Genomic DNA, 14,676 nt, shown 5'->3' with positions numbered 1-14,676 from the left:
CGGGACTGGTGCGAATCGCAATCGTCGCCCCGAGTGGGGTGCCCTTTCTCGTCGGCGGCGCCGAGAAGTTGTGGTGGGGGCTCTTGCACGCCCTCAACCAGCACACGCCACACCACGCGGAGCTGATCAAGCTGCCGAGTCCCGAACAAGGCTTCTGGGAGCTTATGACGAGCTACCGCAGCTTCAGCCGACTGGATCTGGCCCACTTCGATCTGGTTATCAGCACCAAGTACCCGGCCTGGATGGTGGCGCACCCCAACCACTACTGCTACCTCCAACACAAGCTCAGGGGCCTCTACGATACCTACCAGCTGACGGGATTGCCGACCGTGCTCGGAGAGATACCGGCGCCCCTGCAGCCACTCGTGCACGCCATGAATACCTCGCGCCGTGACCGCACGGAGCTCGAGCCCTTTTTCGAGCTGCTGTTCGGCCTGCGCGACGACCCGTCACTCTCCCCCGACAGCTTCGCGTTCCCCGGTCCACTGACCCGGCGCATCGTCCACTTCCTGGACCACATCGCACTGGCCCCCACCGCGATCCGCCGTTACCTGGCGATCTCGCGCAATGTCGCCGGGCGCGAAGACTACTTCCCACCCGGTGCTCAGGTCACGGTCGTCCACCATCCGTCGGACCTGCCGCACTTCGAGACCGGGGGCTATAATTATTTGTTTACCGCGAGCCGCTTGGATCACCCCAAGCGCCTAGACTTGCTCGTCCGTGCCTTCCGACAGGTCCGGGGCGAAATCGAGTTCCGCATCGCCGGTACCGGCCCCCAGGCCCAAGCCTTACAGGTATTGGCCGCAAAGGACCCGCGGATTCGCTTCCTCGGCCACATCAGTGACCAGGAATTGACCCGACTCTACGCCAACGCCCTCTTTGTCCCTTTCGTGCCCTACGATGAGGACTACGGCCTGGTGACCATCGAGGCCATGCAGTCCGGCAAGGCGGTGCTGACCACCACGGACGCAGGGGGTGTCAACGAATTCGTCGAGCACGGGGTCACGGGGCTCTGTGTGGCCCCGGAGGTACCGGCCTTGGCTGCGGCCATGCAGCACATGCTCGCCGACCGCTCGGAAACCATGCGGATGGGTGGGCGGGCGCAACAGCGAGTGAGCGGGCTCGACTGGCCGTCGACAGTGGCGCAGATACTGGGCGAACCGCAAGGGCACGGAGCGGTGAGCACCGGACGACGCAGACTCGTGGTCGCCGTCGATTTTCCCGTATACCCGCCCCGAGGTGGGGGCCAAAGCCGGATCTTTCACCTCTACCGGGCGCTGGCGCGGCGGGTCGAGGTCACCCTGATAACCCTCTGCGACGACGCGAGTATCGCAGGAGCGCTGGACCTTGCACCCGGACTCCGGGAGATCCGGGTAGCCAAGTCCCCCGCCCACCTCGAAATGAGCCAGGCCCTGAACCGAAAGCTCGCCGCTTCAGTGGGCGATATCGCCTCGCTGCTGCATTACGGCCTCACCCCGGCGTACCTCGAGCACCTGGCGCGCGCCACGATCTGCTGTGATCTGGTCATCGCCTCGCACCCCTATCTCTACCCCGCCATCGCCGAGGTCTATGTTGGACCCCTCTGGTACGAGGCCCACAATGTCGAGTACGACATGAAGCGGGCAATCCTCGCCGCCAGTGCCGAGGCGGCTTTTTATTTGGAACGGGTGCGGGAAGCGGAGGCGTCCCTGTGCGCCCGGGCCGAGCGCATTATGGTGTGCTCGCAACCGGACGCCCACCGTCTGCAAGCGCTCTATGGTTGTGTCCGGTCACAGGCCATATTGGTCCCGAACGGTGTGGATGCCCGCGCCGTCCGCTTCGTAACCCGCGCAGAGCGCCGCTCCAATCAATGTGACCTCGGTCTCGACCGCCACCTCAGCGTGCTGTTCGTCGGTAGTGGTCACCGACCCAACATCGAGGCATTGGGATACCTGAAGCGGATCGCCCACGACTGTCCCGAAGCGGATTTTCTCACCGTCGGGAGCGTCTCCGGGTACACCGCGATCGAGTCGCAGGCCAACAACCTCTACCCGCTCGGCATCCTGGACGACGCCGAGCTGACGGTCGTCACCGAAGCGGTCGATCTGGCCGTCAACCCGATTACCACCGGCTCCGGCACCAACCTCAAGATGCTCCAGTACGCAGCCGCGGGTATCCCCATACTCACCACCGAGTTCGGCAACCGGGGGCTGGAGTTGCGCCCGGGAGAACACCTGTGGCAGGCGCCGATTAGCGATTTCCCGGCGGCCATTCGACGCCTGAGGGAAAGACTCAAGAGCGAGCGGAAGGACGAGCAGATCGAGGCCACCGTGCGGCGAGCCCGAGAACTGGTAGAGAACCGCTACGACTGGCAGATGATTGCGGACGGAATTGACACCTCAGCCCGCGGCAATGCGCGGGAAATCGCTTTTCTTGAAGATTGAGTGCACATTACAGCCGTACTCTCGTCTCAAGTTCTCGACACCGCCGGCCTCGCGGTCCACCAAGGCGAGGATCCCGACAATCTCGTAGCCGCCCTTAAGCAACTGCTCGCACGCCTTTGCTGTGGAGCCGCCGGTCGTTATCACATCATCGACCACGACGATCCTGGTGCCCCGCGGCATTTCGTTCTCGATGTGGCTGCGCGTGCCATGCTGCTTGGGTTCCTTCCGCACAATCGAACCGTTGATGGTCGGATGGCCTATCTGATGGGCGCGCATGACGACAGCTGCCACCATGAAATCGGCCCCGAGGGTGAGGCCGCCGATTGCCGACGGACGCTCGGGGAATTTGTCGATTTCCTCCAGGAGGACATCCGCGAGCAGTGCCAATCCCTCCCCGTTCAGCGTGATTTTCTTGCAATCGAAGTAGAAGGAAGAAGAAAGCCCCGCACTTAGCGTCATATCCTGCCCGATAATCAGGGATTTCTCATCGACAATCTGCCGTAGCCGGTCCCGATTCGCCTGCATTATGTTCTCCAGCTGTATTCTCTACATTAAAAAACCGGAAGCTCAATAGGATACATCAGGCTTGGATAGTGGTTAATGCTTACTAACCGTATCGAAACTAAAGCCAGAGGAAGGCTTTTACGACACCCTCCGGGAGGGAGAAGGGCTGTTTGTGCCTATGGGAACATTCGGGTTGCTTGCTTCCGGTTTCGGGCGCAGCCGTCGGAGTCGCTCCATCATGCCAAGACTTAACTCTCACTTGAAAAATTACCACTACCTAGATTATTTCATTTTTAATCTGTAGAAATCTGCGGATCAAAACAGTTTCAGCGGGCAAACAGGTCTGCCACGGCCATGTTTTCGGTAAGATTGATACGCATTCGCCCTACCATTCAAGTAGCAACCTGCGCAAGTGTGTCTGAGCCATGGAAAACTATCAGCCGAACCCCGATCTCCTCGCCGGGCGCGTCGCCCTTGTGACCGGGGCCGCGGAAGGCATCGGGCATGCCGTTGCCACGGCCTGCGCCCGGTACGGCGCGACCCTTGTCCTGTCAGACCGGGAGCAGCGTGACCTGGAGCCCCTCTACGACGAGCTGGAGGCCGGCGGTGCACCGCAACCGGCCATCCTGCCCTTGGACCTGGAGCGAGTGGACGATAAGGGCCTGCAGGGGGCCGTGGGGCTGATCGATGGGGAGCTCGGGCGCCTGGACGGACTCGTCCACTGCGCCGCCTTCGCCCCTTTCCTGAGCCGGATCGACGACTATGACGCCACCGAGTGGGAGCGCGTACTGCGCATCAATCTCACCGCCCCCTTCCTGCTCACCCAGGCCTGCCTGCCCTTGCTGCGCGCCGCGGACGACGCCTCGGTAATCTTTACCCTCGACCGGATCGGACGCCGGGGCGCGGCCTACTGGGGCGCTTACTGCGCGGCCAAGTTCGGGATCGAGGGCCTCATGCAGACCCTGGCCGAGGAGACGCGGGACAGCAGCAACATTCGGGTCAACGGCATCGACCCAGGGATCGTCCGCACCGGACTGCGCGCCCGACTCTACCCCGGAGAAGACCCGAGCCGCCTACCGGGTGCGGAGACGGTGACGGGGAGCTACCTGTATCTGCTCGGCCCGGATGCGGTGGGCGTTACCGGCCAGCGCCTATCCCTCTGATGCTACTTTGCCACATTTCAGCCCGGCTCTTTATGGTCTCCGGACTGCTTTGGAGTGCGCCGGCAAAGCGGCGCGGCCGCATCGAACCTCAGCCACGGGGGATACCAGCGGCGTTCGCCGGGAATCCGGGCACTCAGGTTCCACCTGCGCCGCGGCGACGGCGCTTTCCCCTGACCGCAACACCTTTGATGCGTGGTCCAATCCAAAGCGGCGGCAGGATTGTGCCACTTGGCCGACCCCCACTTATGCCTGGCACTGTAGATTCCGGTAAGCATCGGGGTCAGGTTGCCGCCGCACTCCAAAACGTCCGGCGGTACCCTTCCACTATCGTTGGCAGTCTGGAATCCATAAAGAGCCATTTTTAAATGGTTAGCGTAGAGCGGTTCATTAACCACACCCCATTTCTTTATTTGATCCCCTCTCCCCGGCCCCCTCGCTGCGCTCGGGGCAGGCTCTCTCCGGCGGAAGGGTGTCGTAAAAGCCCCTCTCCTGCCGGGAGAGAGGTTGAGGAGAGGGGGTCAAAGGAGCGAAGATCGGTGCCTTTTGCGACACCCTCGGAGGGAGAGGGAGTGCAGCTTGTGGCGTGCCCGACAGACTGCTCGTGGCGATGTTTCCATTTAAACCTTAACCACTACCCTTCGGCTTTCTCAATGGCAACCAAGATGGGGGTTCGTCCACCACCACGACCGGCTTTACCGGTCTTGTTCGCACCCAGGTAGGCATCGTCGACCTCGATCAAGTCGGTGAGTCGATAGCGGCTGTCGCGCTGGCCCATGGCGACCCGCAAGCGGTGTCACATGGCGACCCGCAAGCGGTGTCACATGGAGTCGGCCGTGCGCCACTGGACGTCGATGAGCTGGGACAGACGCAAGGCCGAAATTCCACCCGTGTCGGTGCCAACCCAGTACAGAGCCCAGAACCATTTGGTCAGGGGCACATGGCTGCCGTGGAAGAGGGTCCCGGCGGTGAGGGAGGTCTGATGGGAGCAGCGAGCACATTCATAATGCCGCCGCGTGCTGCAATACCAACCGTGGTCATGTCCGCACTGTGGGCAGCGAAAGCCATCGGGCCAGCACAAGCTGGCAAGTTCCGCCGCACAGGCTTCGGACAAATCAGGAATTCTCATCGGTGTCCACTGCTGCACCGATGCACCGATCAGGGGAACGAATCAGGTATCGTCGTCGGTGTCTGCCGCCTTGGACGCTTCCTGGTCGGCTGCGGCCTGGTCCTGCTGTTGGGCCTGCTCTGCCATGAAGGCGGCATTGACGCGATCGCGCAGCTCCTTTCCGGGTTTGAAGTGGGGAACATGCTTTCCCGCCAAAGCAACGGGACCACCCGTCTTGGGATTACGACCGATGCGCGGCGGGCGGTAGTGCAGGCAGAAGCTGCCGAAGCCGCGGATCTCGATGCGTCCACCGGCAGCGAGGGTACTGCTCATCTGCTCCAGGATGCAGCGGACAGTCAGTTCCACATCTCGGTAGACCAGGTGATGCGCTTGCTCATCCGCGAGCAGCTCAATCAGCTCCGATTTTGTCATCACGCTCGTTTCCGCAGACAAGATTCATACCCGGTAGTGGATAAATTCTAAATGCTGAAGTCTGCCAACCCCTCCCTCGTCATTCCGGCAGGGATTGCCGGAATCCAGGGCCAGGGATGGCAAAACGGTGGAGTTCAAAGCATTAGGTCGCATTTAAATTTAACCACTACCCAATACCCGGCACGCACGGGCCGTCCGTTCAGGAGAGGATTCAATCTTTCTGATCTTCTTCCATCTGTTGTTTGAGGATGTCGCCCAGGGTGGCGGTACCGGCCTGCGCATCACGGGCATACCCCTTGATGGCGGCGCTCTCCTCATCCATATCCTTGGCCTTGATGGACAACGAAAGGGTGCGATTCTTGCGATCCACACCGACAAACTTGGCCTCGATCTCGTCGTCGACCTTGAGCACCGCGCGGGCATCCTCGACCCGGTCGCGGGATATCTCGGAGGCGCGCAAATAGCCCTCGACGCCGTCGGCCAGGACCACGGTCGCGCCCTTGGCGTCCACCTCCTTGATGGTTCCGGTGACAACGCTGCCCTTCTCGTTGAGGGCGACGAAGGAGGAAAAGGGATCCTTATCGAGCTGCTTTACCCCCAGGGAGATACGCTCGCGCTCGGGATCGACCGAGAGCACCACGGCCTCGAGCTCATCGCCTTTCTGGTAACGGCGCAGGGACTGCTCGCCGGACTCATCCCAGGAGATATCCGACAGGTGCACCAGGCCATCGATGCCCCCATCGAGGCCGATGAAGATACCGAAGTCCGTGATGGACTTGATCTTGCCGCTGATGTGATCGCCCTTCTTGTAGTTAGCGGCAAACTCATCCCAGGGGTTTATCCGACATTGCTTGATGCCGAGGGAGATGCGACGACGTTCCTCGTCGATGTCGAGTACCATCACTTCCACCTCGTCACCCAGGGTGACGACCTTGCTGGGGTGGATGTTCTTGTTGGTCCAGTCCATCTCGGAGACATGGACCAGCCCCTCGACACCCTCCTCGATCTCTACGAAGCAGCCGTAATCAGCGGTATTGGTGACCTTACCGAAGACCCGGGTACCCTCGGGGTAACGCCGGGAGATATTGACCCAGGGATCCTCGCCCATCTGCTTGAGACCCAGGGAGACCCGCTGGCGCTCGCGGTCGAACTTGAGCACCTTGACCGTGACCTCGTCGCCGATTTCGACCACCTCCGAGGGGTGCTTGACCCGCCGCCAGGCCATGTCCGTGATATGCAGCAGACCGTCGATGCCCCCCAGGTCGAGAAAGGCGCCGTAGTCCGTCAGGTTCTTCACGACGCCCTTGATTGCTATGCCCTCTTCCAGCCTTTCGAGCAGGGCCTCACGCTCGGCGCTGTACTCCTCTTCTACCACGGCACGGCGGGACACCACCACATTGTTGCGCTTGCGGTCCAGCTTGATGATCTTGAACTCCAGCTCTTTGCCTTCCAGATAACTGGTATCGCGTACCGGACGCACGTCCACGAGCGAGCCGGGGAGAAAGGCGCGGACGCTGCCGAGATCGACCGTGAACCCTCCCTTGACCTTGCCGCTGATAAGGCCCTTGACGGTGTCCGCCGCCTCGAAGGCATTTTCCAGGAACTCCCAGGCGGCATGGCGTTTCGCCTTGTCTCGCGACAGACGCGTAGCGCCGGAGCCGTCCTCGACCGCGTCGAGGGCGACCTGTATCTGGTCGCCGACCGCAACCTCCAGGTCACCCTCGGCATCGAAGAATTGGTTCCTGGGGATGACACCTTCCGACTTCAGGCCAGCGTTGACGATCACCGTATCGGGGGTGATATCCACCACCGTACCGGTGACGATGGTGCCGGGCTGCAGCTGGGTAGCGGAGAGACTCTCTTCGAGGAGTTCGGCAAAGCTTTCGGTCATGGGTTCAAGGTATCCTGACGCAGGCGTCGTCTTGTCCCTTCCGGGCAAGGGCTTGGGTTGAACTTAGGGCCCGTCGCCGCGCGGCGGACCAGCTAGGAAGGGTCAGCCGGCTAGGTCGGCACGGCCACCCGCAACTTAAGAGCCTGTCTGGCATACGGCTGTTCTCCTGCGGATTTGAGGAGGTGCGGAATCGAGGCGGCCGATCGGAGTTCCCGCTCGATTTCGTTAAATAGGCTTAAGCTTTCGCCCCAATCGAGCGGAAAATCCTCATCTTTGTGCCCCTCGATTCCTCGCTACGAACGCGTAACCCAGACAGGCTCTGAAACGATCGGCGAAAAACGGTATACCGGACGCTAATCGGTCGCATCCGGGAAGACGCGCTTCACGGCTTCCAGGACCCGGACCAGCACCTCCGCGATCGTCATGGCGGTGGTATCCACCACCAGTGCCCCAAGGGGCGGTTTCAGCGGCGCCGCGGAACGACTAGCATCACGCTCGTCACGTTCGCGAATCTCCCTGACAAGCGGAGAAAGGCTAACATCCAACCCCTTTTGTCTCAACTGTTTATAACGACGTTCGGCCCGTTCTTCGGTACTCGCCGTCAGGAAGAGCTTCAGGGGCGCGTCCGGAAAGACCACGCTTCCCATGTCACGTCCGTCGGCCACCAGACCGGGCAAGCTCGCCGCCTCTCGTTGCCGGGCGAGCAGCCGCTCGCGCACGGGGCCGTGGACGGCTATCCGGGAAGCGGCGTTGCCCACCGCTTGGGTACGGATGGCCTCGGATACGTCCTCGCCATCCAGCAAGACCCGCCGATCCCGGAATTCCACCTGCATGGTCGAGGCCAAGGCCGCCAGCGCCGCCACCGCGTCCGGATCGAGCCCCCGGCGTTGCGCGGCCAAACCGAGTGTCCGGTAGAGGGCGCCGCTGTCCAGGCAGTGCCAACCCAGCCGTCGGGCCAGAAGCTCAGCGATGGTGCCCTTGCCGGTCCCCGATGGACCATCGATGGTGACGATGGGGATCATGCCCGCCTTTCCTCGATGCCCAGTCCAACCCCGGCGGCCAGAGCCGCAAAGCCCGGGAAGGAGGTATTCACATGGGCGCAGTCCCGGACCTCGATCGGGGCCCCGGCCCGCAGGGCCGCGATGGCGAACGCCATAGCGACCCGGTGGTCGCCGCCGCTGTCCACCCGGCCACCGCCATAGCCGCCGCCGCGGATCCTGATGCCGTCGGCGCGGGGCTCGACCGCCACCCCGAGGGCCGCCAGACCCTCCGCCATGACCCGAATCCGGTCGCTCTCCTTGACCCGCAGCTCCTCCGCGCCGGTCAGCAAGGTCTCGCCCCGGGCACAGGCGGCGGCGATGAACAGGGCCGGAAACTCGTCGATCGCCAACGGCACCTGGTCGCGCGGAATCACAATGCCCTGCAACGGGGCCGCGCGTACCCGCACATCCGCCACCGGCTCACCACCGGCATTCCGCGGATTGGTGAGCCGGATATCCGCGCCCATGGCGCGCAGGATGTTCAGCACCCCGATCCGGGTCGGATTCACGCCTACATGCTCCAGCGTCAGGTCCGAGCCGGGGGCGATGCTCGCCCCCACCAGAAAGAAAGCGGCGGAGGAGATATCCCCCGGGATATCGAGACGGCAGGCGGACAGCCGTCCGCCCCCCGTGATGCAGATCCGCGACCCGGCACGACGGACCGGATGGCCGAAGGCCGCGAGCATCCGCTCGGTGTGGTCCCGGGTCAGTGTCGGCTCCGTGACGCAGGTCTCGCCCTTGGCATAGAGCCCGGCCAGCAGCAGACAGGATTTCACCTGGGCGCTGGCCACGGGCGGCGCGTAGCTGATCGGACGCAGCCCAGCGACCGGCGCGATCTGCAGCGGCGCAGTGCCCGGATCCGTGGTCTCGATCCGGGCGCCCATCCGCTCCAGGGGCTCCGTAACCCGCCGCATCGGCCGCTTGCTCAAGGAGGGATCACCCACCAGCGTCGTCGCAAACCGCTGCCCGGCCAGCAACCCGGCGAGCAATCGCATGGAGGTGCCGGAGTTGCCGAGATCCAGATCCGAACGCGGGGCGCGCAGACCCCTAAGCCCAACCCCCGCGATGCGCACGCGCCCAACCTCCGGCCCCTCGATAGGGACCCCCATGGCGCGGAAGGCACCGAGGGTCGCCAGGTTATCCGCACCTTCCAGAAAACCGGAGATCCGGGTTACCCCATCGGCGATGGCGCCGAGCATGACGGCCCGGTGGGAGATCGACTTGTCTCCGGGCACCCGGAGACGCCCGCGCAGCCTGCCGCCGGGCCTTACCTGGAAGCCTAGATCCGAAGCCGTGCTCAAGCTGCCTGTCCGCCCGGAGATCCTATGGGTCGCAATCGATCGAAGACAACGCGGTTCAGCCACCCCCCAGGGGTATAAACACGCGGCCCCCTAATTCTTCAAGTATTGGATTATACTCGAATGTGACTGCGGTTTTTGACTGCGGCACGGTTGGACCCAGAGCTACCAAATGATAATCACTGCTGAAACATATCCTTTGGGTAATGGTTCAGAGCCTCCTGTTGTTGCCAGCCATGGCACCTGGATTCCGGCACCCCCTACCGGAAAGACACAGTGAGGCCTATGCGTGGAGACAGTCCTATGGCAACCAAGCTCATTGAAGGCCAGGTCCGAGATCTAGGCGGATTTTCTCTGCGTCGGGTGCTGCCGGCTCCGGACTATCGCGCCGTGGGACCCTTTGTTTTCTTCGACCATTTTGGTCCCCAGACCTTCGGCCCCGGGCAAAATCTGGACGTGCGTCCTCACCCCCACATCGGACTTGCGACGGTCACCTACCTCCTGCAGGGGAACATCGATCATCGCGACAGCCTGGGCTTTCACCAAACCATCACCCCCGGAGCCATCAACTGGATGACCGCGGGCAAGGGAATCGTGCATTCGGAACGCACTCCCACTGAACTTCGCAAGCGGGAAAAGAGGATACATGGCATTCAGCTGTGGGTCGCTTTACCCGAGGAAAACGAAGAGGACGAGCCCGCCTTTTTTCGTCACCCCCAAGACTCCATACCGATCGTAGCCCGCAAGGGGGTCACACTCAGAGTGCTCGTCGGCAGTGCATTCGGAGCAGAATCGCCTGTGGAGATCTATTCTCCGATGTTTTATGTCGACGCTTCCCTGGAATCCGGTGCAACGCTGCAGCTCGAAAAAGCCTACAGCGAACGCGCACTTTTTTTACTGACGGGAAGTGTCTCGGTCGGGGAGCAGGTGCTTGCCGAGCCTCGCATGCTGGTCTTCGAAAAGGATGGCGACCTTGTGATTAGGACGGACCTTGGGGCACGCTTCGTCCTACTCGGTGGAGAGCCCTTGGGGCCGCGTACCCTGTTTTGGAATTTTGTTTCCAGCAATCCCGAGCGCATTGCGCAAGCAAAGCGTGACTGGACCGAGCGCAAGTTTCCCCTGATCCCCGGCGACGAAGAAGAGCGCGCCGCAATACCCGGCGAGTGATCCTCATCCTGCACAGCTGCCAAATCCCAAATCAACGCCGCCTATGATCAACATCCACCGCATCCTCACGATTCCTACCGACCCCGGTGTCGCCCTGCACGACATCACGCCACAGATCCGTAGCCTGGTTGCAGATAGCGGCATGGTCTGCGGATTTCTGACTGTGACCTCCCGTCACACCACGACGGCCATCACCATCAACGAGCATGAGGAACGGCTGCTGGAGGACATCAGGCGCTTCTTCACGCGCCTAGTCCCGCCGGGGGAGGCCTATCTGCACAACGACATCGAGCTGCGGGATTGCCCACTCGACGAGCCGGAGAATGCCCATTCCCATCTCCTGGCGATGTTGGTCGGGAGTTCGGAGGTCATCCCGATCGTTGCCGGGGATCTGGATCTCGGTGACTGGCAATCCGTCATGCTGGTGGAGCTGGACGGACCACGGGAGCGGACGGTTGGCTTGCGGCTGTTTGGGGAGTGAGCGACAATGGAAATGCCCCTGAGGCTGCGCATCCTGGTTGCACAACTGAATTTGCTCGTCGGTGACGTCGACGGCAATCGGGATCAGGTGATTGCGGCGGCAAATGCCGCACGGAACGGGCAGAAAGCGGACCTGCTGGTATTCCCGGAGCTGACCCTGACCGGTTATCCGCCGGAGGACTTGCTCCTGCGCCCCGAGCTCACCGAGCGTACCCAGGCGGCATTGAGGCGGATCGCTGCCGAGACGCGGGGGATGGCGCTGATCTTGGGCTACCCCAAGGCGGCGCTGGGGGGCCTGTTCAATGTGGCGGGCCTGGTAAGCGACGGTCAGGTCATCGCCGAGTATGCGAAACAGCTTCTGCCGAACTACAGGGTCTTCGACGAAAAACGCTACTTCCAGCCCGGAAACGGCCCCGGCATCCTGGAATTCAAGGGGACACGCATCGCCCTTACGGTATGCGAGGATATCTGGGAGGAGGGCCCGACGCGCCAGGCCACGGCGGCCGGTGCCGAGCTGCTGATCAATATCAATGCCTCGCCCTATCACCTCGACAAGGCCCCGGAGCGTGAGGCTTTGGTCCGGCTCCGGGCGCAGGAGCACGGAATTCCGATCATCTACGCGAATCTGGTCGGGGGACAGGACGAGTTGGTGTTCGACGGCGGCTCCTTCGTGGTCGACGCAGCGGGGAATCTCACGCATCGGGCCCCCTATTTCGAGGCGGCATCCCTGGTCGTGGATATGGATCTCGAGCACCGGCCACGCCCGTTGCCGGGCGCCGTGGCACCCGTGCTCGAACGGGAGGAGGCCATCTATCGCGCCCTGGTGCTCGGGGTGCGGGATTACGTCCGCAAGAACGGCTTCGCCGGGGCCGTGCTGGGTCTGTCGGGAGGGATCGACTCGGCCCTGACGCTGGCGGTAGCGACGGATGCCTTGGGTCCGGAGCTGGTGGAGGTGGTACTCATGCCGTCGCGTTACACCGCCGACATGAGCCTGGATGACGCGCTGGAACAGGCGCGAATCCTAGGTGTAAAGGCCAGCATCCTCTCCATCGAGCCGGCCTTCAAGGCCTTCCTCGGCATGCTGGCAGACCAGCTCCCAGACCGGGATGCCGGCGTCACCGAGGAGAATATCCAGGCCCGCTGCCGGGGCATTATCCTCATGGCCATCAGCAACCAGCAGGGCAAGATGCTCTTGACCACCGGTAACAAGAGCGAGATGGCGGTAGGCTATGCGACCCTCTACGGAGATATGGCGGGGGGGTTCGCGCCCCTCAAGGATCTGTCCAAGACCCTGGTCTATCGTTTGGCACGCTACCGTAATCGGCGCTCGCGGGTCATTCCGGAGCGGGTGCTGACACGTCCGCCCTCCGCCGAGCTGCGACCGGATCAGACCGACCAGGACAGCCTGCCGGATTATGATCTGCTCGACGAGATCCTCAAACGCTACATCGAGGACGACCAGAGTGTCGCCGCAATCGTGGCGGCAGGCTATCCGGAGGCGGAGGTGCGACGGGTGGCGCGCCTGGTGGACCGCAATGAGTACAAACGCCGCCAGGCACCGCCCGGGGTGCGTATAACCCGCCGGGCCTTCGGCCGCGACCGGCGCTATCCCATCACCAGCGGTTTCTGAACCAGCTACCAGTCGCCGGCTATCAGCTACCAGCCACTAATCGCCAGCTTCCCGGATCCGCAGATTGCTTTGTTTTTCATCTGCGGAAATCCGCGTAATCTGCAGACTCAAAACACCTAGGGGCGTCCCCCTGTGGTTGCCCGATCCGAGGGTCAGGCACAGGGGCGGGCAGGCACAGGGGCCTGCCCCTACCCTCTCACTCGTAGTTGGGCACAGCCCGTAGATGCGGTGAGCGCCGGGCGCGAACCGCATCGATGATGTGGTGGGCGCAGCGAATATCCTGCGCGCCGGAACCGCACCGCCGGAATCGGATTGAGCAAGATTGAGTATGGGAAAATCGATGCGGTCCCTGGGCTGGTTCCTTCCCGCCCCTGACCGGCGTCGAATACCCCGAGATGGAAAAGGAATCGGCCAATGCTCTGCGTTCTCTGTGTCCTCTGTGTCCTCTGTGGTTCAAATTTCACCGACTGGCAGCTGACGCCACCCTTTTTGCGACACCCTCGCCGGGAGAGGGGTCAAAGGGCGAGAGGGGGGCAAAGGGTGAAGATCGGTGCCTTGTGCGACACCCTCTTCAACCCGGCAGCTTGCGTTGCAGCTCCGCGTCCTTGGCCTGTACCGCACGGGCGTTCTCCTCCCGTTCCAACCGTATCCGCTCGGCCAGATCGGCATCGCCCAGGGCCAGGATCTGGGCCGCCAGATAGCCCGCGTTCTTGGCCCCGGCCTTGCCGATGGCTACGGTGGCCACGGGGATACCCCCCGGCATCTGCACCGTGGACAGTAGCGAGTCCACCCCCTTCAAAGGTCCGGCATCCAAGGGGATACCGATCACTGGCTTGAGGGTGAGTCCGGCGACGGTCCCGGCCAGATGGGCCGCCAGGCCGGCCGCCGCGATGAAGAGGGCGCAGCCACGGCCTTCCGCGTCCTTCACATAGGCATGGGTGGCGGCCGGCGTGCGATGGGCGGAGGTAATCTTCACCTCATGCGGAATCTCCAGCTTGGACAGCACATCCAAGGTGGCCTGGACGGTGGGCAGATCGGAATCGGATCCCATCAGGACCGCAACGAACGGGGTAGTCACATCGAATCTCCTCGGGTTGGTTGTCTATACCCTATTTCAACGCGCCTTAGAGGCTGTCTAAAAACTAACCTATTGATTTTCTACTGGCATTGATTTTCGGCTGGCTCCCCACGCTCCAGCGTGGGAGCAGATCCCGACGCTCCAGCGTCGATTAAGCGCCTGGTAGGCTAACAGCCAACGCCGATCAGCACGGAGAAGCTGCGTCCGCTGGAGCGGACAAGACGACGTTCCCACGCTGGAGCGTGGGAACGAGTGCGAGACCAAGGCACCTTGATTTTTTAGACAGCCTCTAAATTTCAGCGCCTTAGTCGCGCGGGAAGGACGCGGGCTGCTGCCTGCGGACTTGCCATCCCTGGCAGCCGGGTTCCGGCATGTCGGCTCCCGGCGTTGCCTGCCTGCCCGCTTGCCGGGGACCCTGGGACTTAAGTCGCCAGGATGGCAAGCCGGATCGGGTCTGCTCCTATG

At 62.7% G+C, this 14,676-nt stretch carries 11 protein-coding genes and 1 pseudogene; 5 read left to right on the top strand and 7 right to left on the bottom strand.

Features of this window, described 5'->3' with window-relative positions:
• The first annotated feature begins 8 nt into the window (after positions 1–8).
• Positions 9–2,423 (top strand): glycosyltransferase family 4 protein, encoded by a 2,415-nt coding sequence (locus E1958_RS12030; protein ID WP_133512090.1) that lies wholly within the window; start codon positions 9–11, stop codon positions 2,421–2,423.
• On the opposite strand, the gene pyrE is transcribed toward E1958_RS12030, so the two are convergent.
• The gene (gene pyrE, locus E1958_RS12025) at positions 2,379–2,948 is read right to left on the bottom strand and encodes an orotate phosphoribosyltransferase (RefSeq protein WP_133512089.1); all 570 of its coding nucleotides are present in this window, start codon (positions 2,946–2,948) and stop codon (positions 2,379–2,381) included. The two genes, E1958_RS12030 and pyrE, sit on opposite strands and share 45 nt — an antisense overlap.
• 404 nt (positions 2,949–3,352) lie before the next feature.
• Between pyrE and E1958_RS12020 the strand changes: the two genes are divergently transcribed.
• Entirely contained in the window at positions 3,353–4,090 is a 738-nt protein-coding gene (locus tag E1958_RS12020; protein ID WP_133512088.1) for an SDR family NAD(P)-dependent oxidoreductase, read from the top strand.
• Positions 4,091–4,736: 646 nt separating this feature from the next.
• Here the strand turns inward: E1958_RS12020 and E1958_RS21300 are convergent.
• The 5 genes and pseudogenes from E1958_RS21300 to aroA all read right to left on the bottom strand — a co-directional run.
• Positions 4,737–5,216 (bottom strand): annotated as a pseudogene (locus E1958_RS21300) (IS1595 family transposase); the annotation flags it as partial.
• 42 nt (positions 5,217–5,258) lie between these two features.
• Positions 5,259–5,627 (bottom strand): integration host factor subunit beta, encoded by a 369-nt coding sequence (gene ihfB / locus E1958_RS12010; protein WP_133512087.1) that lies wholly within the window; start codon positions 5,625–5,627, stop codon positions 5,259–5,261.
• A 211-nt stretch (positions 5,628–5,838) separates the two neighbouring features.
• On the bottom strand, positions 5,839–7,518 hold the full coding sequence (gene rpsA / locus E1958_RS12005) for a 30S ribosomal protein S1 (RefSeq protein ID WP_089724278.1): 1,680 nt from the start codon (positions 7,516–7,518) through the stop codon (positions 5,839–5,841).
• 353 nt (positions 7,519–7,871) lie between these two features.
• On the bottom strand, positions 7,872–8,540 hold the full coding sequence (gene cmk, locus E1958_RS12000; RefSeq protein ID WP_133512086.1) for a (d)CMP kinase: 669 nt from the start codon (positions 8,538–8,540) through the stop codon (positions 7,872–7,874).
• A complete protein-coding gene (gene aroA / locus E1958_RS11995) occupies positions 8,537–9,859 on the bottom strand; it encodes a 3-phosphoshikimate 1-carboxyvinyltransferase (RefSeq protein WP_133512085.1) in 1,323 nt (440 codons plus the stop codon). The genes cmk and aroA overlap by 4 nt, the downstream gene beginning before the upstream one ends.
• Positions 9,860–10,159: 300 nt before the next feature.
• On the opposite strand from aroA, the gene E1958_RS11990 reads away from it, so the two are divergent.
• From E1958_RS11990 to E1958_RS11980, 3 genes are read left to right on the top strand one after another with little or no spacing between them, the layout of a single operon-like run.
• Positions 10,160–11,023, top strand: a complete 864-nt coding sequence (locus E1958_RS11990) for a pirin family protein (protein ID WP_207787782.1) — start codon at positions 10,160–10,162, stop codon at positions 11,021–11,023.
• Between the two features lie 43 nt (positions 11,024–11,066).
• Positions 11,067–11,504 (top strand): secondary thiamine-phosphate synthase enzyme YjbQ, encoded by a 438-nt coding sequence (locus E1958_RS11985; protein WP_133512083.1) that lies wholly within the window; start codon positions 11,067–11,069, stop codon positions 11,502–11,504.
• 12 nt (positions 11,505–11,516) lie between these two features.
• On the top strand, positions 11,517–13,133 hold the full coding sequence (locus tag E1958_RS11980; RefSeq protein ID WP_207787786.1) for an NAD+ synthase: 1,617 nt from the start codon (positions 11,517–11,519) through the stop codon (positions 13,131–13,133).
• Positions 13,134–13,704: 571 nt separating this feature from the next.
• On the opposite strand, the gene purE is transcribed toward E1958_RS11980, so the two are convergent.
• Positions 13,705–14,211, bottom strand: a complete 507-nt coding sequence (purE, locus tag E1958_RS11975) for a 5-(carboxyamino)imidazole ribonucleotide mutase (protein WP_133512081.1) — start codon at positions 14,209–14,211, stop codon at positions 13,705–13,707.
• Between the last annotated feature and the right edge of the window lie 465 nt (positions 14,212–14,676).

Origin of the sequence: Candidatus Thiosymbion oneisti (assembly GCF_004359955.1) — a bacterium.
In the GTDB taxonomy this organism is placed as follows: domain Bacteria; phylum Pseudomonadota; class Gammaproteobacteria; order Chromatiales; family Chromatiaceae; genus Thiosymbion; species Thiosymbion oneisti.
This window is presented reverse-complemented; position numbering and strand designations above follow the sequence as displayed.